We start from the raw sequence: 17,888 nt of genomic DNA on the forward strand, positions 1-17,888 counted from the left end.
CCATGGCTGACCAGTCCCGCGTGTTCATCGGTCTTCTCAGGCCACCCAAGCTGATGGGCTTGCCGATCATGTACGCCATGGTCTGGCTCTTCGGCTCGACGCTTCTGTTCCTCTGGGTGCAGAGCTGGGTGGTGGCTGTGTTCGCGGGGCTGGCCTGGCCGGCGCTCTGGAAAGCCGCAGACTGGGATCCGAACTTCCTCGATGTCCTGGTGACCACTCTGCAGGAAACCCCGCCCACGACGAACCGCAAGCTGCACGGAGGCGACAGCTATGCCCCGTGATGGAATTGCCGATGAGGTTGAGAACGCCATCGATCCGCTGACCGCGCTACCTGCATGGGTCAAGGGCGAGAAGCGGCTCTCAATGATGCTGCCTTATGTGAGCCTCGTGAACGACCGAACGATCCGGACACGCGGCAACGAACTGATGCAGTGCATCCGCCTCGAGGGGGTGAACAGCACCACGAGCGAGGACGGGCATCTCGACCGGATCGGAGGGTTGCTGGCTGGCATCGTCGCGCAGGTCGGGACCGAGTTCTCATTCTACCTGCACAAGGTCTCGAAAGCGGTCGACGTGACCCTGCCGCCCATTCCGGGCGAGGGGTTTTCTGCCGCCGTCGACAAACGATGGCACGCGCATCTCGGCCGCGCGGGCTTGCGCGACAAGACGCTGACCCTGACTGTGTTGAAGCGCCCGGAGACCGGCAGCCGCTTGCCCTTCGGTCTGGGCGCGTCCCGCGCCCGACATGCGGCGGACACAACCCGGCGCTTGCGAAAACTCGACGAGGTTGTGGGGTTTCTGCTGTCCTCCTTCGACGAGTTGAAGCCCCGCCTGCTGGCCGCCAGCAGCGGCGAGCTTCTGGGCTTCCTCGGTTCACTCAACACAGGCGAGGAGCACCCGCTCTTCCCCCGGTCGCGCCTCGGTGTGATCGCCGAGGACGTAGCCAATACGCGCGTCACCTTCCGCGGCACGACCATCGCACTCTCGGACGGTGCCGTCGGCGACAAGCTCGGGGCGATCTTTGCGGTGAAGAACTACCCGGCCAAGACCGATAGCCTGATGCTCGACGAGTTGAATCTGCCCGTCGACATGGTGGTCACGCACTCTTTTGTGCCGATCAACGCCAACATCATGGCGGGCCGGATCAAGCGGCAGCTGCGGCTAATGCAGGCCGCCAATGACGGAGCTGTCAGTCTCGCCCAGGAACTGGAACTCGCGCAGGACGATCTGGAATCCAAACGTCTGATCTTCGGCGAGCACCACATGACCGTAGCTGTCTATGCGCGATCCCAGGCCGCCCTCGACGACATCGCGGCCGAAATCCGCAACATCTCCGCCACTTCCGGGATCAACCTGATCTCGGAAGCCTTCGGGGCGCGGGCGCATTTCATGGCGCAGCATCCCGGGAACACAGGGGCGCGCAGCCGCAAGGCCGCAATCACGAACCACAACTTCGCCGATCTCGCTACCTTCCACCGCACCCCGCTCGGAAAGACAGGGCGGGAAGTCCCCTGGGGCGTGCCGATCACGCTCTTTCCGACACCCGAGCGCAGTGGTTTTCGCTTCAACTTCCACGAACAGGGCGCGCCGGATCGCGAGCCCACGGGAGGCCACACGCTGATCCTCGGCCGTCCCGGCTCCGGCAAATCTGTCCTGGCGGCTTTCCTGATGACTATGGCACGGCGGGCAGGTGCGCGGGTCTTCGTATTCGACTATCGCGCGGGCATGAAGATGGCCGTCCGCGCGCTCGGCGGCAGCTATTCGACCGTGCGGGCGGGGCGCCCCACGGGCCTCAATCCGCTCCAGACCGAGATCGACGTGCGGGGCCAGGCATGGCTTGCTGATTGGCTCGCGAGCCTCTTGGAGCGGCGCGATCGACCGCTAACCCCGGTTCAGACCAACCGACTGCAGGAAGTCGTGCGCCAGAACGCGAGCGCAGGACATGCGGGCCTACGGAACTGGTCGGATTTCGCCTCGCTGCTGGTCTCGACCGATGACGAAGGCGATCTCTTCGAGCGTATGCAGGAATGGACGGCCGAGGGTCGCTACGGCTGGATCTTCGGGGCCAATGCCGAGGACAGTTTCAGCATCGACGGTGACGTCGCGGGCTTTGACCTCACCGGCATCCTCGATTCCGAGAGCGAGCGGGAACGCATGGCAGTCCTGTCCTACCTCTTCCGCCGGGTCGAACGGGTGATCGAGGACCGCAAGCCCACCATCATCGTCATCGACGAGGCATGGAAAGCCCTCGACAACGCCTACTTCGCAGAGCGGCTCTCAAACTGGCTGGTGACCGCCCGCAAGCAGAACGCCGTCGTCGTGATGATGACCCAATATGCCAGCCAGCTCGAGCGCACGCGCACCGGCAAGACCATCGTGGAAGCGGTGCCGACTCAGGTGCTCTTGCCCAACATTCGTGCTTCCGCCGCTGACTACGCGATGCTCGGCCTGACCGAGAAAGAGCTCGACGTGCTTCTGGGCGTCGGCTCGGCCTCGCGGCTCGCGCTTGTACGCGACGACCGGGGTTCCGTCGTGATCGATGCCGATCTCAGCGCGCTCGGCCCGCTCGTGACCATCCTTGGCGGAATGGAGAAGGGCGAAGCGCTTGTCGGCGCCGATTATCGCGAACGTCCTGATTTCTGGAGAGTGACATGACCCGTACCATCATTCGCAGCGTCGTGCTGCTCGGGCTCGGCCTGACGCTGACAGCCTGTGCGCAGCATAACGCCCCGCAAGCCAACTGCTTCAGTTTTCGCGAGGCTCCTGCGCAGGCAGGAACCGCCACCGCCACGATCTCGACCATGGGGGCGGACGTCACGCGCCGCGACACGGCCTGCGATTTCGTCCTCTTGGGGGCGGGCGGCTGAGCCAATGCGGACCTGGCTTCCTCTCTCGATGATCGGCTTTGCACTGGCAGCTCCCGCGGCGGGGCCGGCGGTCGCCCAAGGCGTGCCAACCTTCGATCTGCGCCTCTTCGCAGAGCGGCAGGCGATCCTTGAGCAGACCGATCGGGACCTGGCACTGCAACAGGACCGGCTAAGCCGCGAGGAGGAACTGGCCGAGATCGAGCGCCAGCAACTCGCGTCGTTAGAGGGGCTGATGGATGCCATGTCGCTTGGCGCTGGAGACGTGGCCGGAACCGTGGCGGGGCTCGAGGCGGGGCAGGGGGCGGTAGACGACGTCGAAAGCGCGGCCGCCAGTCTTTATGCGCCCGAGGACACCAATCCAGCGGCAGCGCGGATGTTCGGCGATGCCAGGGAGGGGATCGAGGAGCTGATCATCCGCGCAGCACGCGACACCCATAGTCTGTCCGGGGTCGGCCGCGCAGGTCTTTCGCTCGTGCAATGGCGCTGTCTCTTGCAGGCGCTGATCTGGCAGGAAAGCCGTTTCCAGATCGGGGCACGCTCACCCGTGGGGGCCTTCGGACTTACCCAGATCATGCCCGGTACCGCGGGCGATCTCGGGATCTACCCGGCCTATTACGACGATCCCTATCTGCAGGTCACCGGCGGTGCGCGATACCTCGCACAAATGCTGAACATGTTCGATGGCAACATTATCCATGCGCTCGCCGCCTATAACGCCGGGCCGGGCAATGTGCAGGATTATGGCGGTGTGCCACCCTTCGCGGAAACCCAGCATTATGTCGTGGTGATCCCGCAGCAGTACAACAGCTACCTCGCGGCCGTAGGCGGCATCGATGCGCTCGGCACCATCGACCCTGTGCTACTCGCCAACGCGAGTTTCAGCCTCTCGGCCCACGGCGCAGGGGTCTATGGCGACTATTCGCTGGTTTCGGTCCGTGCCGCCGCCCTGCGGGTTCAGGACATCATCACCCGCATCGGTGAGACCGAGGATCTCCACGAGGCCATCGCGCTCAACACCTATGCCCGGGCCGAACTGGCCCGGCTGGTCGCAATCCGGACCCGGATCAAGGCCGCCCGAACCGAGCCACTCAGTGCCGAGCAGATCGCCTTGGCGGCGGCCCAGGCTGCCGAGCGGCAATACATGGATTTCAGTCAGGAGGATTTGCGTTGAACCTGCGCCTGCCCCGTTCCCTTTTCGCCGGTAGCATTGCTCTCGCGCTCACCCTCAATGTCACCGGACCTGTCGCGGCACAGGGTGTGCCCACGGTGGACACTCAGAACATTGCTCAGGAAATCCGCCAGCTTCAACAGATGCTGCAGGATTTCGGGATCCAGACCGATCTTCTGGACAATGCGTTGGAGCAACTGGACATGCTGCAAAGCCAGCTCGATCAGCTGAACGAGATGTATGCCTCGCTCACCGGGCCGCGCAGCATCCTCGGGCTCGCCATGGGCGGGGACCTCGACACCTTGCTTGAGGCCAACTTCGAAGACATCCCCGGCCTGATCCGAGGCATCCAGGCGGGCGATTGGAGCGCTCTCATCGGGCCCAATGCCGGGCCCATGCGCACGCAGATGGAACAGGCGCTGGCAAGCGCCGGGTTCGACGAGGATTCACTCCGCGAGATCGCCACCAGCGGCAATCCGGGCGCCGAAGGCGTGGCCACGCGGGCAACCACAGGTGCTGTGATGTCGGCGGCGGCGCAGAACAGCCACGCAGAGGCGGAACAGTCTCTCGAGCGGGTGGAACGTCTGGTCGAGATGATCCCGGACATGGAAGATCTCAAAGCCTCGATGGATCATAACACACGCGTCACGGCGGAACTTGCCATCGCCATGACCCGGATGTGGGAGCTGGAAGCGATCCAAACCCTAGGCGCAGGCAATGGAGGCGTGGTTGACGCCGCCACCGTTGCCGAAGAACGCCGCTACATGGACTTCACCTTGCCGGATCTTGAGCCGTGAGTGGGGCAGGGGTGATGACTGCGCGCGAGCTCGTGGAAGAGGAACTTGTCTACGGTGCCCTGCGCCGGGAACAGCTTTGGCGGATGATCGGCATTTCCGGGGCAGGTTTTGGCGTATTCGGCTGTTTGGCGGCTGCGGCTGTCGCGCTGATGGTCGAGACGCCGCCTCCCGTGGTTGTGCCCTACGATCCCGCGACCGGGATGGCGCTCCCCAATGCCACGGTTGAAACCGTGTCGCTGGCCGAACGGCCTGCCGTGATCGAAGCGCAAATCTACCGCTATATTCTCGACCGCGAGACCTACAACCAGCTTGACAACGATCTTCGTGTCCGCCGTGTCCTCGTACAGTCTTCCGGATCAGCCGAGGCCAACATGCGCGCGATGTGGACATCGGGGCAGGACAGCTATCCGCCGACGCGTTACGGGGCTGCGGCCGAGATGGCCGTTGAGATCGCATCGATCACCCTTATTGGCGATAACCGCGCCCAGGTGCGGCTCAGAAAGCGCCTGACAAGCCCGCAAGGGGTACAGGATGGATCGTTCACTGCCACGTTGATGTTCGAATTCCGGCCCGAGCGGACCCGCGCGATCGACGATGTCTGGCAAAACCCTTTCGGCTTCACTGTTACCCAATATGCCATCCGATCGGACCGTTCCGAATGACTCGCACTCTAATCTCTACGCTGTTGGCCGCCAGCATTCTCGCGTTCGCGGGAACAACTGCCTTGGCCGAGACCACCCCCCGCCCAGGCTCGCACGACAATCGCGTGCGCGTGGCGACCTGGACTGAGGGCCAGGTTTACCGTGTCGTCACGACTCTGACCCGCGTCACCACGGTCGAATTCGGTGAGGGTGAAACCATCCGCTCGATCATCGCCGGCGATACGGTCGGGTTTCAATTCGACGGTGTCCCGGGTGGCCGTGCCTTCGCCATCAAGCCAACAGCATCTGGCGTCGCCACCAACATCACCGTCTACACCAACCGCCACTCCTACTACTTCCATGTCGTCGAAGCCCGGGAGACGCCGCATTACGTCGTGCAGTTCCGCTATCCTGAAAACCGCGTGCAACCCACCAGGGCGGTTGCAGCCGATGCGCCGAACGCGAACTATGCGGTCAGCGCCCGAGAAGAGTTCACGCCGACGGCCATCTGGGATGATGGTACCTTCACGTATTTCCGGTTTGCACGGAACGCGCCGGTGCCCGCCATCTTCCGATTTTCGAACGGCAGGGAACGCGCGGTGAACAGCCACACCTCAAGTGACGGCGTCATCCGCGTGTCTGGCGTCAACCGACAATGGGTCCTTCGCCTTGGAGAAGATGTGGTTTGCGTCCAGGACGCAGGACAGGCCACATCATGACCGAAGGTACGGAAGACCTCGCCGCGCGCCTCGCGGCTCTCGAAGGTTCGACAGGCAAAGCGAAGGCCAACAAGCGGCCTGCACCGCTTGCCGCGATCCTTGGAGTCGTCGGCATCGCCGCAGCAGGTGGTCTGGCGTGGGCTGCCCTGCAGCCGTCGGCAGAAGCACCAATGGCGACCGCCGCGCCGGAAGAGTTTCAGAGCAACGGCCCCGGATTCGGAGATCTGGCGCCGATTTCTGCCCCGGAGCCCAGCCAAGCCCCGCCTGCGGACACAGGTCCGAGCGAGTCGGAACTCGCGCTGATGGAAAGTCTTGCGACATTGAGAGCGGAACTCGAGGAACTACGCGCAAGACCGGCCGAGGCCGCGGACAGCGGGGCGGAGCAGGCGATTGCGGACCTGACGGCGCAAATTGCCACCTTACAGGAAGCATCCGCCGAGGCTCAGCGTGCCCTCGAGCGGCAGCTGACAGAGCGGGATCGCGAATTGGATCAGCTCCGAATGGACTTGGAACTTGCAAGGCTTGCGCCACCAGAGCCGACCTCATTGGGACCAAGTGAAGAAGAATTGCGGCTGGCCGAACTCGAAAGGCGGCGCGCAGCCGAAGCCGAGGCCCGCGCAGAGCGTATCGCGTCTCCTATGATCGCCTTCTCCGGGATGGGCGCAGGTGCGGATAGGGAGAATACGCTGGAAGCCGCACGTTTGAATGCAGATGAAGCCTTTGTTCGTTCGGGCGCGCAACCTGCACAGGTGACACGTGCCGAAGTGATCGCGAACCCATCGAACACGGTTGTTCAGGGCACCATGATTCAGGCTGTGACTGAGACGGCCCTCGACAGCACACTGCCCGGCGCGATCCGCGCCATCGTTTCGGAAGACGTCCATTCTTTCGATGGAACGCGTATCCTGATCCCGCGCGGCGCGCGCCTGATCGGGCGCTACCGCTCCGATGTCGCACTCGCCCAATCGCGCGTCATGGTGGCCTGGGACCGGATCATCCTTCCCGATAATCAGACCGTTCAGATTAGCGCCTTCGGTGGAGACGAACTCGGCCGTACTGGCACCACCGGGTTTGTCGACACCCGTTTCGCGCAACGCTTCGGCTCCGCCGCGCTAATCTCCTTGATCGGTGCCCTGCCTGCGGCTGCAGCGGGTCAAATCGACAGCGAGGCGGCGGCCGATGTTGCGAGTGATGTCGGCACCGATCTGCGCGATAGTACGCAAAGCGTGATGCAGGACTATCTGGCGATCCGGCCGGTGATACATGTCGATCAGGGTACACGGATCACGGTCATGGTTGATCGTGACCTCGAGATTTTCTGACATGGCTGCAAGTTATCTGGAGGCGTCGCTCGACCGTTTCGGCCCCGAAGTCCTGCGCGACGACACGATCGAGATCTGCATCAATCCCGACGGACAAGTCTGGGGCGAATTCCAGGGCGATCACTTCATGCGAGGTCTCGGCAGCCCGCTGAGCCAGACCGAGATCAAGGACCTCGGCAACCAAATCGCCTCGGCCGCCTCGACCACGCTCAGCACCAAGAAGCCCATCGTCTCTGTCTCGATCCTGTATCGAGATCGCCCGATCCGTGCGCAGGTGATCCAGCCGCCGGCAGTCGAGGGCGGTTTCTCGATTTCTCTTAGGTTCTTTTCCTCCCTGCCGCTTGAGAAGATCAAACTCGGATTCCTTTTCGGCAAGGAACGCAGCCTTGAGGATCTGCGCCGGGAACGGAACGCCGCGCTGCGCAATGTGGTTGCCTCCGGCGACATCGACGCCGCGCTGCGCTTCTGCGTCGAGAACAAGCTCAATATGATCGTCTCGGGCGGCACATCGACCGGCAAGACGGTCGCGGCGCGCAAGATCCTTTCGCTGATCCCGCCCGAAGAGCGGATCATCACCATCGAGGAGGCGGCCGAGCTGCGCCCCGAGCAGCCCAATGCCGTGACGTTGATCGCGGACCGGGACACGGATGCCCGCAGTGCCGATGTGCTCTTGGCCTCAACGCTTCGCATGCGACCTGACCGGATCGTCCTAGGCGAAGTCCGCGGGCGCGAGGCGATGACATTTCTCGAGGCAATCAACACCGGCCACGGTGGATCGCTGACTACGCTCCATGCCGAGACCCCACAACTTGCTGTTCGCCGCCTCGCCATCGCCGCCCTGAAAACCGATGTGCCGATGACCTATGCCGACATGATCGATTACATTGAGGGCTCGATCGACGTGATCATTCAGGCAGGCCGCCATGAAGGCGCGCGCGGAATCACCGAGTTCTTCCTGCCGGGTCAAACCACAGATTTGAACCTCGACACGGTCGACGGCAGAGGTAACAAGAGCCCCTCCGTTGCCGTTGAGTAAGAAAGGAACCCCCAGATGCGAAAACCAATTCTTGCACTCATGCTTGCCGCCTTGGCGGGTCCCCTTATGGCGCAGACTTCGCCTCAGGTCTCAAACGATCTCACAGTCGATATGTCGCCTCAACAGTACCGGATCTGCAACGAGCGTCCGGCGCGACCGACTTGGATGGACGAAATCAATCCGCGTGAAGCTTACAAGGCAGCAGCTTTGATGGAGTTGTACGAAATTCGGGCCTGGGAAGAGATTGCTGAATCTGGCGACTGCGGCTGTGAAACCCGCTTTCCCGCTTGGGATAGCTCCGATGGCGAATATCATGAAAGGTATGCAGGCCTTAGCCAAGCCGAGCATTCGGCGTTTCGCCGCGACTGGATTGAAGTAAAGAAGCAACTCGAGCCGAGAGTGCGTACAATCTGCGAAGCTCAAGGCAACTGGTAATGGGCGTTGTCAGCTGGATGGTCGAAACGGCAGACGCGTTCCTTGTCGATGCGGCTGAGTCCCAGTTCGGGGCCGTGGCAAGCAATACCGGCACGATCGTCCTGCTGATGGTCACGCTTTCGCTGATCGGCGTCTGCATCAACATGGCATTCCAGTTCCGCAGCATGGATGGGGCCAGCTTCTTCTGGTACCTGATCAAGCTGACCCTTATCGGTCTGTTCGCCTTCAACTGGGCAAACTTCAATGCAGTAGCAAACGCAGTCATTGGAGGCTTGGACTACGTCGCTGGCGCACTGGTGTCTTCGGTTGGCGGCGGAGGAGCCGGAGCCACACACTTTGCCGGCGAATTCGACATCCTGATCGAAAAATTCAGCCGGTACCTGAATGCCATCGGCAGCAACCTGAACTGGATGACGGGCGCGATCCTAGGCGGCATCGGGCTTGTTCTTTTGAGCCTCCTTGGCTTTATGACCGGCATCGTCCTCATCTTCGCCAAGATGATGCTGACCCTCATGCTCGGCCTCGCTCCGATCATGATCGCACTGTCGCTCTTCGACGCGACCAAGGATTTCTTCCATAGGTGGGTCTCGACGACAGTCAGCTATGCCTTCTACCCCATCGTAATCGCAGCAATGTTCTCGACGGTCGTCGGCATGGCGAATTCGCTGCTCGCCCAGCTCGGCGATCCGAACTCGGCAACCAACATCGGATCGCTAGTGCCATTCTTCGTGATGGTCTTCCTGGCGAAAGGTTTCGTCGCGGCGACACCTCTGATCGTGAGGGGGATTTCGGGCAACCTGATGGTGGCGGCCGCGCCCGCCATTGTCGCTGGATCGGCTGGGGTCGTGCGTGGGATCTTCAACACGGCCGGCGTCAAAGGCAGGTCGCGGATTGGTGCGCTGACCAGCGGGGAGGTGATTGGGAGAGGCCTTGTGCAGGCGCCTGCGTCCGCGCAGAGCTCCGTGGCGATGGCAAGTGTGCAAGTTGTTAGGATGGCGGAGAGGGCGAAGCGGTTGGGACAGGGTAGAGCGCATTGAAATGAGAACGCCCATTCGGACTGAGAATATGAAGGCCGTTGGTTTAAATCCTGCCCCGCAACCGCTCTAAACTACGTCAGAATCCTCTAAACTGGAATTCTCGACGACGGGCTATCCCCTAGATGCTTCGATCTGTTAACTCTTTCGCGAAAATTGTTTGCATACGGCATCGGTCTCCGATGCTAGCTACCTTGACCATATTCTGAACAACCCGATCCGGAATCGGCCTTTGATTCAGGCAAATACGGAACCGCTCTATGGGCTCATCATACGGCTCAGTCGACTGGAGTCTGCTGGTGAGACGTGCGGAGCCAGCCACCCACATCGTTCAGATAGGTGGAGGCGCAAAGTGCTTCATAGATGGGCAGATCGGGTTTCTCAGCAGAGGCACGGTAGCTGAGAATGACAATGTCGCCACATTGCATTGCTCTGCGCTCAGCCATCGCCACGGACCGCCAGCCGGTCCTGCGCGTCAGGCCATGCCAGATCTGATCGCCCTGCAGGATACCCGAAGGATACGGAAAGATCATGACTGCGTTTTTCGCAGTTGTCGTGCGCGCGTTGTCGGCGCCATTGGTCCAGAAGCGCTCTTCCATAGCCCAGAGACTTTCCTGATCCGCTGGAGAGGGCCTGCCGATCTTATTTGCAGCATGTTCGACAGTGGTCTTTTGCGGCACGGAGAGGGTCATTCGGCTGTCTCCCATGTGCCGGAAAAGAGGATCTGGATCAGGATCAGGATCACGAGCGTCACCGACAGGACGGCTCCGGGCGAGAAGGCGACGCCCTTATGCAACGCATCGCTAAAACTCGTAGCGGCCGGTGCGGCACCCGGAAGGAGAGCGGCAAGGCTGCGGGCCACCTCTCCATTCTCCGTCGCAAGTGCAGGCACGTCAATGCTACGTGACAGCAGCTTTCCCAGACGCGAGACGGCCGCTCGACGCCCCGAAGACGCAAGCTCGGCGGCCACGTCCCAAGGATCGAGGTCCAGCCGGGCAAGCGCAGAGAGCACGGTCACGCTGGAGCCATTTCGATCTTCGCCGACAGAGGCGTAGAGAAACCGCTCCAATGCGGGGTCATGGGAATTGAGGATACCGGCTACGGGCATTTTTGCTTCCTCCAGAAATGGGGCTCGGGATCTCGGCAGGTTTAGACACAGAACGATCTGGGTCGCCAACTCCGGCCGAGAAGACCTCGGTTGGCGTCGATCCTGCCCAAATTCCGCCCTGCACGGGCTGATGCAGATCAGTCTGGCGCCAAGCTGACGCTGCCAATGCCAGACCCGCTCGGGTCTTGCCCGTCAGCTCACCATTGCGAGCCATGCTAACATGGGTCAGGGCGTGTCGTCCGATCGTCAGGTAAAAGTACTGATACCAGCACGCTGTGCCTCTTCCCCGAAATCATGGGGTGGACGTGGTGCTGCCCCCCCGCAGACAGCACGGAGATCAGGTATGGCCATGCGCTCGACCAAGTCGACTGTGACGTTCGAACACCCGTTTCTCTTGTCCGGTTACACGGATGAATTGCCCGCCGGCGACTACGACGTGGTCGTCGAGGAAGAGCTTCTGGAAGGTCTCAGCTTCGCGGCCTACCGGCGAACGGCCACGTATCTGACCGTTCGCGGAAAGGGACGCATGGCGGGGCTAGTCGAACGACGACCGACCAGCGAGCTCGATCTGGAAACGGCACTTGAATTGGACAGAAGGTCCGTGAAGCCAAATAGCGAGACGGCGCTTTCCCCGTCGGAGGACTTGGAATGAACACTCCCGAATGGCTCAAACCCGGAATCTACGGCGCCGCAATCGGCGCGGTCATTTTTGGCGTTGTCGGATTTACCTGGGGCGGCTGGGTGACCGGTGGAACCTCGAGCGACAGGGCCATGACCATGGCCCATAACGATGTTGTCGCGGCCATGGTGCCCGTATGCTTGGAAATGGCCCGGACCGATCCGGAGCGGGCTGCAAAGCTGGAAGCGATCCGGGCTGCCTCCACCTATCAGAAGCGCGACGCGCTTATGAAGGCCGGATGGGCCACCGTACCAGGCGCAGACGCTCCGAACCGCGACATCGCGCAAGCCTGTCTCGCAGAGCTCGAACTGTAAGGGGTCCAAATGGAACAGCCCTCAAATGTCAGCAACGAAAAGACCCCGCCCGCAACGGAAGAGATTTCCGCGCGCTGCGCTGAGACTACAGAGCTTGAAGGTCGTGTGATCGCTCTCGAAAGGGGTCTTCGACCCACAGGACAGATCGAGTTTGCGGTCCAGGCAGCGGAGAACGAAGGCATGCCGACACGACCGGTGGCTGTTCCCGTGGCGCGACGCAGGCGCCCGGCGGCAAACCGCAACATCCCGGCCGGTGCACCCGAAATCAGGCGCGCAAGCGCACCACCCCCGACCGCGAAGCCCCCCACTGCGAAGGATTGAGCAAATGAAACACGATGCGCATTCACATGGCAGGACCCTCGGGCGCCTTTTTGCGAAACTGACTGCGGTGGCCGGCATGATCGCCTCTCTCGCGTTTCCAGTCTTTGCGCAGGACGGGACTGGACCGATCCCGCAGAACGCGCAGGCCCGCAGCTATGGCGGAGGGTGGAACTGTGTCCTGGGGTATCGGGTGGATGGCGCTGAGTGCCTTGCGATTGAACTGCCGGAGAATGCCTATGCGACGGGTCGTTCCTACGGAACGGGGTGGGAATGTCGCCGCGGATACGAAGAGGTGGGTGAGGCATCTTGCGCCCCCATCCTTGTGCCCGCCAACGCCTTCCTGCAATCTTCCGGTTACGACTGGCAGTGCGAACGCGGATATCGGCAGGACCGCGAAACCTGCGTTCCAATCATCCTGCCGGAACACGCATTTCTCACGGAAGATCCCGGAGGCACGGGCTGGACCTGTGATCGCGGCTTCGTCGCGGGCGAGGATGCATGCGTGCCAGTTGCGGTGCCGGAGAACGGCTATCTGACTAACGCCGAGTACGGCGATACTTGGCGGTGCGATAGAGGATTTTTCGAGGTGGACGATCGCTGCGATGTCGTCGTGCTACCGGCCAATGCCTTCTTGGATACAGATACCTACGGGCCTGGATGGCGTTGCGAACGTGGATATGAGAGCAAGGATCGGAACTGCGTCGCGATCGAGTTGCCGCAAAACGCTCATCTCGACCGATCCGGCAACCGCTGGACCTGTGACCGAGGCTTTCACTTGTCCGATGGGGGGTGTGCTCTTGGACGATGATCCGCACACTTCGGGGGGTCCTCGTGCGTCCGGCATGAGCGTCAGCTTAGGATGCCGCCTGCGCTACGCGTTGACCCAACCGACGCCCTTGATCGCAATGCTGAATGTACACTATTCGCGCTTCGGTGATCTGGAGCGCGCCGACTATCTCGTCACCTCTCCCAGCGTCCCGCTCGAAAGCTACCGTGACGGTTTCGGAAACTGGTGCACGCGCATGGTGGCACCAGCGGGCGATTTCACCTTGTCCTCCGATGGCATTTTCCGGGATGGCGGGTTGCTCGACCCCGCTGCTCCGGATGCGGCCCAGCACGCGGTCCAGGATCTGCCGTTCGAGACGCTCGTCTATCTGCTCGGCAGCCGATATTGCGACACGGATCTTCTGTCCGACGAAGCCTGGCGGCTGTTTGAGAACACAAGGCCCGGATGGGCCAGGGTCCAGACGATCTGCGATTTCGTCCACGAGACTGTGGCTTTCGACTATATGCAGGCGAATGCGACCCGCACAGCCTCTCAGACGCTTGCCGGCCGGGCCGGTGTGTGCCGTGATTTTGCGCATCTCGCCATCGCCTTCTGCCGATGCATGAACATTCCGGCCCGCTATTGCACGGGCTATCTGAGCGATATTGGCGAGCCCGAGCCCTATCCGCCCGGAGATTTCGCGGCCTGGATGGAAGTCTTTCTCGAGGGTCGCTGGTGGGTCTTCGATCCGCGCAACAACACACGGCGCACCGCAAGGATCCTGATCGCGCGCGGCCGGGATGCCGCGGATGTGCCTTTGACGCAGACCTTCGGGCCAAGCACGCTGTTGGAATTCCGGGTCTGGACCGATCAATTGACCTGATCGGGCCTCAATCCAAGTGGTCGGCCATCAGGCGATCACGGCTCTGATCCTCTCTGAGGCAAGGCTCTGGATTTGAAGGTCTTCCAACGCAGGGGAGGCCGCTGGCGGAACATGAGATCACCGAATTGACCGTAAACAAGGAGGACGCAGATGGAACACCCCAAACTAAAGAGCGTTGCGGTGTTTTCGAGACCGTTCACTGTCCCGGGTTTTGACGAAATGCTGCCGGCCGGAACCTACGACATCGAAACCGAGCTGAGTGCGCCGCCCGATGACCGAAACCCCGATGCCTGGAAGGCCTCGGTCCTGATAAATCTGCATCCGCGAACTTCACATCCAGGACTGTCACGAACCTTGACGGTTTCTCTGGTTGACCTCGATGCGGCGCGCGCAAAAGATGAACTCACCGGGAAAGAACTCACGGAGCTCTTCCTCGAAGAGATGCTGGCAGACCCGATGGTGCGGCTGGTTATGCAGGCCGATGGCGTCTCTGAAATGCAGCTTCGGCAACTCTACTCAGGTAGACGTTCGTCTGAGGCCGCCCCTGATGCCACGACACCCGTCCGTGAAGTCAGAACGCCGCAGGACAAATGTTCGATTCAGGCTGCGGAGAATGAGGGAATGCCACCGCGGCCAAATTGAGCCGTGCCGAAGTACATACGCAGACCCTTCGGCTCTCGGCCTCATCAGAGATGGCCGCAACCCAAAAAGAGGAAAACACCATGACTGATCATGAGGATGACGGCCCGGAAGATCGAGGGCCTTGGAACACCAGACAGAAGCGCGCTCCACCAGAGATCGATGCCATTCTCCGCCAGGGTCGCGAACGCTTGGGTGGCCTGTTGCCAAGTGGGCTGCCGCCCGCCAAGAGCATCGCGGTGCTAGGGGCTGTTACTTTCTTCGCAGTTGTCGCCTGGTCGTCCTACTACACGGTTCCGAGTGACTCCGTCGCAGTCGTCCAGCGATTTGGAAAATACACTGATGAGGTTCCGCCGGGGCTTCACTTCAAATTTCCGCTTGGAATCGATGTGGCAACGCTGGTTCCCGTGAAGCGTCAGCTTAAACAGGAATTCGGCTTCACAACGCCGGGCGCGAGTGATCCGTTTCAAAGTCCAGTCGATGGCCGTCGCGAAACCGAGATGGTAACCGGCGATCTGAACGCCGCTCTCGTGGAGTGGGTGGTGCAATACCGGATATCAGAGCCTCTGAAATTCCTCTTCGAGGTGCGTCAGCCGGGCGCGACGCTTCGATATGTTTCCGAATCCGTGATGCGTGAGGTGGTCGGCGACCGCACGGTCGACGAGGTCATCACCATAGGCCGACAGGAGATCGAAAGCGAAGCGCTTCTGAAGATGCAGGCGCTGACGACCAAATATGCGATGGGGATCAGCATCGATCAGGTGCAGCTCAAGAACATCAACCCGCCCGAACCGGTTCAGGCCTCATTCAATGAGGTCAATCAGGCGCAGCAGGAGAAGGAGCGCCTGATCAACGAAGCGCGTCGCGAATACAACAGAGTCATTCCGCTGGCCGAGGGCGAGAAAGACCAGCGCATCCGCGAGGCCGATGGCTATCGCCTGAAACGCATCAACGAGGCTGAAGGTGATGCCGCACGGTTCACCGCGCTTCTGGCCGAATATGTGAAGGCGCCCGAAGTCACGAGACGGCGCATCTATATCGAGACCCTGCAGGACGTGCTGCCAGGGATCGGGTCGAAGATCATCGTCGATGGCTCGACCGCGAGCATTCTCCCGCTTCTGACGCTCGATCGGGCCCGGGAGGATCAGCCATGAAACTGAAATCTGGCATTCTTGCAGGTCTCGCCGTTGCGGTTGTCGTGACCGCCCCGGGCGCCTTCTACACGGTTGGCGAGGTCGAACAGGCGATCATTACGCAATTCGGCAAACCCGTTGGAGAACCGATCACGACAGCCGGCCTCAAGCTGAAACTCCCCTTTATTCAGGAGGTCAATCGGATCGATCGCCGGGTTCTCGAGTGGGACGGCAACCCTTCGGACATGCCAACCAAGGATAAGCTCTATATTTCCGTGGACTTGTTCGCCCGTTGGAAAATTACAGATCCGTTGCAGTATTTCCTGCGCCTGCGCGACGAGCGCAGCGCGCAATCGCGGCTCGACGACATTCTCGGCAGCGAGACCCGCAATGCCGTCGCCAAGCACGAGCTGATCGAGATCATTCGAACAACGAAAGGCAGGGTGCCGCTGCGGGACACGCTCCTGACGGATGAAGAGCGCGCGCAGGACATCGGTGCGCTGGTCCCCATACAAAAGGGCCGGGCAATGGTGGAGCAGGAGATCTTCGCGGCTGCCGCAGAGAAGGTTCGTGTCTTCGGGATAGAACTCCTCGACATCCGCTTCAAGCGGATCAACTACAACGAAAGCGTGCGTCCGAAGATCTATGATCGCATGATCTCGGAGCGACGACAGATCGCCGAGCGTTTCCTGTCCGAAGGCAATGGCGAAGCCGCGCGTATCCGCGGCAACCGCGTGCGCGACCTGAACAAGATCCAATCCGAAGCCTACCGGGAGGTGGAAGAAATCCGGGGCCTGGCAGATGCCTCGGCGGCGGACATCTATGCAAGAGCCTACAACATCACTCCCGAGGCCGCTGAATTCTACGCGTTCACGCGAACCATGCAGGCCTACAAGGATATGATCGCGGGCGGAACGACACTTGTTCTCACGACCGACAGCGATCTCTTCGGATACCTGAGGGCAATGGAAGGAGAAACGCCAGGCGCAGGGGCTGACCCTGCCCGTGCAGGGGCCGAAGCGTTGGTCGAACGATGATACCAGGGAGACAATAGCGATGACCGACGATCCGGTTGACCTCGATACAAGGCGAAGCGCCGAAGGCCGGATCGCGGCCGACATCCGGCGACACTCCCTGAAGGATTTCGAAGCCGATCAAAGAGCGCTCCGCTTGCGGCAGGAGGAACTCGAAGTACAGCTCCTCGCCCAACCCGCCGCCAACTGGCATGAGGCAGCGCTCAAAGCGCAGTATCTGATACGGCGCTACTCGGAAACCGCCGAAGCCAGTGACGCCCGGCGACAGGAACTCATCGAGCGCACGCTTGGTGATCTGGCACGGCTGATTGAAGAGGGTGGCGCAGATCGATGACCGAACTCGTGGATCAGGACAATGGGCCTGTGCGGGCCATCGACGATGTCCCGAAAGAGCGTCTTTGTCTCCGTTGCCGCACGCCCTTTCCGAGTGAAGGCTTCGGGGAACGGATTTGTCGGCGGTGCAAAGCGTCGCACTCATGGCAAACGGCGGTGCAACCTGTCCGCTCGTCAGGGCGCCGGTGACAGCTGTATTGCAGCGCCCTGGCCCAAATCCAAAATCCTGGGCACTCCAAAAGGCTGCAGTCTCTGAGCGTCGTCATGGGTTGCGTATCATGTCCTCGTCTCGAGCCGTGTCAGTTGAAGCAGTATCAGTGTGCCGATTGTCGCAGCGAAGGCCGATCCTGACAGGATTCCTAGTTTGGCAGCGTTAAGCATCGTCGCATCGAAGGCCAGATCCGCGATGAAGACCGACATCGTGAACCCAATGCCCGCCAGAAACGAGCCGGCCACGATGAAGGGCCAGGACAGGCCCGGCGCAAGCACCGCAATACCGGAACGAACTGCAAGCCAGCTGAAACCGAGTACGCCGATCGGCTTTCCCAATACCAATCCGGCAATGACCGCCAGAGTGACTGTTTGAATAGCCCCGCGTTTTCTAGACGCCTTCGGGTCTCAGTTTCCGCTGCCGTTCGAACTCGACGGGCGACAGCATC

22 protein-coding genes are annotated in these 17,888 nt (G+C 61.4%); 19 read left to right on the forward strand and 3 right to left on the reverse strand.

Going from position 1 to position 17,888, the window contains the following annotated elements; translation table 11 throughout:
- The first annotated feature begins 2 nt into the window (after nucleotides 1-2).
- The 11 genes from KTQ37_RS14675 to KTQ37_RS14725 are packed head-to-tail and all read left to right on the forward strand — an operon-like array spanning nucleotide 3 to nucleotide 10,022.
- Nucleotides 3-281: a VirB3 family type IV secretion system protein gene (locus KTQ37_RS14675; protein ID WP_218631261.1), complete on the forward strand. Its 279-nt coding sequence runs from the start codon at nucleotides 3-5 to the stop codon at nucleotides 279-281.
- Nucleotides 271-2,655 (forward strand): VirB4 family type IV secretion/conjugal transfer ATPase, encoded by a 2,385-nt coding sequence (locus tag KTQ37_RS14680; RefSeq protein ID WP_218631262.1) that lies wholly within the window; start codon nucleotides 271-273, stop codon nucleotides 2,653-2,655. The genes KTQ37_RS14675 and KTQ37_RS14680 overlap by 11 nt, the downstream gene beginning before the upstream one ends.
- Nucleotides 2,652-2,867: a hypothetical protein gene (locus KTQ37_RS14685; protein WP_218631263.1), complete on the forward strand. Its 216-nt coding sequence runs from the start codon at nucleotides 2,652-2,654 to the stop codon at nucleotides 2,865-2,867. Before KTQ37_RS14680 ends, KTQ37_RS14685 begins: the two co-directional genes overlap by 4 nt.
- 4 nt (nucleotides 2,868-2,871) lie before the next feature.
- On the forward strand, nucleotides 2,872-4,038 hold the full coding sequence (locus tag KTQ37_RS14690; RefSeq protein WP_218631264.1) for a lytic transglycosylase domain-containing protein: 1,167 nt from the start codon (nucleotides 2,872-2,874) through the stop codon (nucleotides 4,036-4,038).
- Entirely contained in the window at nucleotides 4,035-4,832 is a 798-nt protein-coding gene (locus KTQ37_RS14695; RefSeq protein WP_218631265.1) for a type IV secretion system protein, read from the forward strand. Before KTQ37_RS14690 ends, KTQ37_RS14695 begins: the two co-directional genes overlap by 4 nt.
- Nucleotides 4,833-4,846: 14 nt before the next feature.
- Nucleotides 4,847-5,494: a VirB8 family type IV secretion system protein gene (locus tag KTQ37_RS14700; protein ID WP_218631266.1), complete on the forward strand. Its 648-nt coding sequence runs from the start codon at nucleotides 4,847-4,849 to the stop codon at nucleotides 5,492-5,494.
- Nucleotides 5,491-6,192, forward strand: a complete 702-nt coding sequence (locus KTQ37_RS14705) for a TrbG/VirB9 family P-type conjugative transfer protein (RefSeq protein WP_218631267.1) — start codon at nucleotides 5,491-5,493, stop codon at nucleotides 6,190-6,192. Before KTQ37_RS14700 ends, KTQ37_RS14705 begins: the two co-directional genes overlap by 4 nt.
- A complete protein-coding gene (locus tag KTQ37_RS14710; RefSeq protein ID WP_218631268.1) occupies nucleotides 6,189-7,514 on the forward strand; it encodes a TraB/TrbI/VirB10 family type IV secretion system protein in 1,326 nt (441 codons plus the stop codon). The genes KTQ37_RS14705 and KTQ37_RS14710 overlap by 4 nt, the downstream gene beginning before the upstream one ends.
- Nucleotide 7,515: 1 nt before the next feature.
- Nucleotides 7,516-8,550 (forward strand): ATPase, T2SS/T4P/T4SS family, encoded by a 1,035-nt coding sequence (locus KTQ37_RS14715; protein WP_218631269.1) that lies wholly within the window; start codon nucleotides 7,516-7,518, stop codon nucleotides 8,548-8,550.
- A gap of 15 nt (nucleotides 8,551-8,565) precedes the next feature.
- The gene (locus KTQ37_RS14720) at nucleotides 8,566-8,985 is read left to right on the forward strand and encodes a hypothetical protein (RefSeq protein WP_218631270.1); all 420 of its coding nucleotides are present in this window, start codon (nucleotides 8,566-8,568) and stop codon (nucleotides 8,983-8,985) included.
- Nucleotides 8,985-10,022 carry a TrbL/VirB6 family protein gene (locus KTQ37_RS14725; protein WP_218631271.1) on the forward strand — a complete coding sequence of 346 codons (1,038 nt, stop codon included), beginning with the start codon at nucleotides 8,985-8,987 and terminating at the stop codon, nucleotides 10,020-10,022. Before KTQ37_RS14720 ends, KTQ37_RS14725 begins: the two co-directional genes overlap by 1 nt.
- A 275-nt stretch (nucleotides 10,023-10,297) precedes the next feature.
- Here the strand turns inward: KTQ37_RS14725 and KTQ37_RS14730 are convergent, their stop codons facing one another.
- Together KTQ37_RS14730 and KTQ37_RS14735 are read right to left on the reverse strand one after the other, a co-directional pair.
- The gene (locus KTQ37_RS14730) at nucleotides 10,298-10,711 is read right to left on the reverse strand and encodes a hypothetical protein (RefSeq protein WP_236021250.1); all 414 of its coding nucleotides are present in this window, start codon (nucleotides 10,709-10,711) and stop codon (nucleotides 10,298-10,300) included.
- Nucleotides 10,708-11,127: a hypothetical protein gene (locus KTQ37_RS14735; protein ID WP_218631272.1), complete on the reverse strand. Its 420-nt coding sequence runs from the start codon at nucleotides 11,125-11,127 to the stop codon at nucleotides 10,708-10,710. The genes KTQ37_RS14730 and KTQ37_RS14735 overlap by 4 nt, the downstream gene beginning before the upstream one ends.
- A gap of 343 nt (nucleotides 11,128-11,470) precedes the next feature.
- Between KTQ37_RS14735 and KTQ37_RS14740 the strand changes: the two genes are divergently transcribed.
- From KTQ37_RS14740 to KTQ37_RS14775, 8 genes are all read left to right on the forward strand, one after another.
- The gene (locus KTQ37_RS14740; RefSeq protein WP_218631273.1) at nucleotides 11,471-11,779 is read left to right on the forward strand and encodes a hypothetical protein; all 309 of its coding nucleotides are present in this window, start codon (nucleotides 11,471-11,473) and stop codon (nucleotides 11,777-11,779) included.
- Nucleotides 11,776-12,120 carry a hypothetical protein gene (locus KTQ37_RS14745; protein WP_218631274.1) on the forward strand — a complete coding sequence of 115 codons (345 nt, stop codon included), beginning with the start codon at nucleotides 11,776-11,778 and terminating at the stop codon, nucleotides 12,118-12,120. The genes KTQ37_RS14740 and KTQ37_RS14745 overlap by 4 nt, the downstream gene beginning before the upstream one ends.
- Before the next feature lie 325 nt (nucleotides 12,121-12,445).
- A complete protein-coding gene (locus KTQ37_RS14750) occupies nucleotides 12,446-13,249 on the forward strand; it encodes a hypothetical protein (RefSeq protein WP_218631275.1) in 804 nt (267 codons plus the stop codon).
- A 34-nt stretch (nucleotides 13,250-13,283) separates the two neighbouring features.
- Entirely contained in the window at nucleotides 13,284-14,090 is an 807-nt protein-coding gene (locus KTQ37_RS14755) for a transglutaminase-like domain-containing protein (protein ID WP_101754712.1), read from the forward strand.
- Between the two features lie 150 nt (nucleotides 14,091-14,240).
- A complete protein-coding gene (locus KTQ37_RS14760) occupies nucleotides 14,241-14,732 on the forward strand; it encodes a hypothetical protein (protein ID WP_218631276.1) in 492 nt (163 codons plus the stop codon).
- Nucleotides 14,733-14,812: 80 nt separating this feature from the next.
- Nucleotides 14,813-15,883, forward strand: coding sequence for an FtsH protease activity modulator HflK (hflK, locus tag KTQ37_RS14765; protein ID WP_218631277.1), 1,071 nt, complete (start codon nucleotides 14,813-14,815; stop codon nucleotides 15,881-15,883).
- On the forward strand, nucleotides 15,880-16,899 hold the full coding sequence (gene hflC / locus KTQ37_RS14770) for a protease modulator HflC (protein ID WP_236021251.1): 1,020 nt from the start codon (nucleotides 15,880-15,882) through the stop codon (nucleotides 16,897-16,899). Before hflK ends, hflC begins: the two co-directional genes overlap by 4 nt.
- Nucleotides 16,900-16,918: 19 nt before the next feature.
- Complete coding sequence (locus tag KTQ37_RS14775; RefSeq protein WP_218631278.1) at nucleotides 16,919-17,230, forward strand: hypothetical protein; 312 nt, start codon at nucleotides 16,919-16,921, stop codon at nucleotides 17,228-17,230.
- Nucleotides 17,231-17,505: 275 nt separating this feature from the next.
- On the opposite strand, the gene KTQ37_RS14780 is transcribed toward KTQ37_RS14775, so the two are convergent.
- Nucleotides 17,506-17,817, reverse strand: a complete 312-nt coding sequence (locus tag KTQ37_RS14780) for a Na+/H+ antiporter NhaA (protein WP_218631285.1) — start codon at nucleotides 17,815-17,817, stop codon at nucleotides 17,506-17,508.
- Nucleotides 17,818-17,888 lie beyond the last annotated feature (71 nt).

Source organism: Sedimentimonas flavescens (assembly GCF_019264375.1).
Taxonomy (GTDB): Bacteria; Pseudomonadota; Alphaproteobacteria; order Rhodobacterales; family Rhodobacteraceae; genus Rhodobacter; species Rhodobacter flavescens.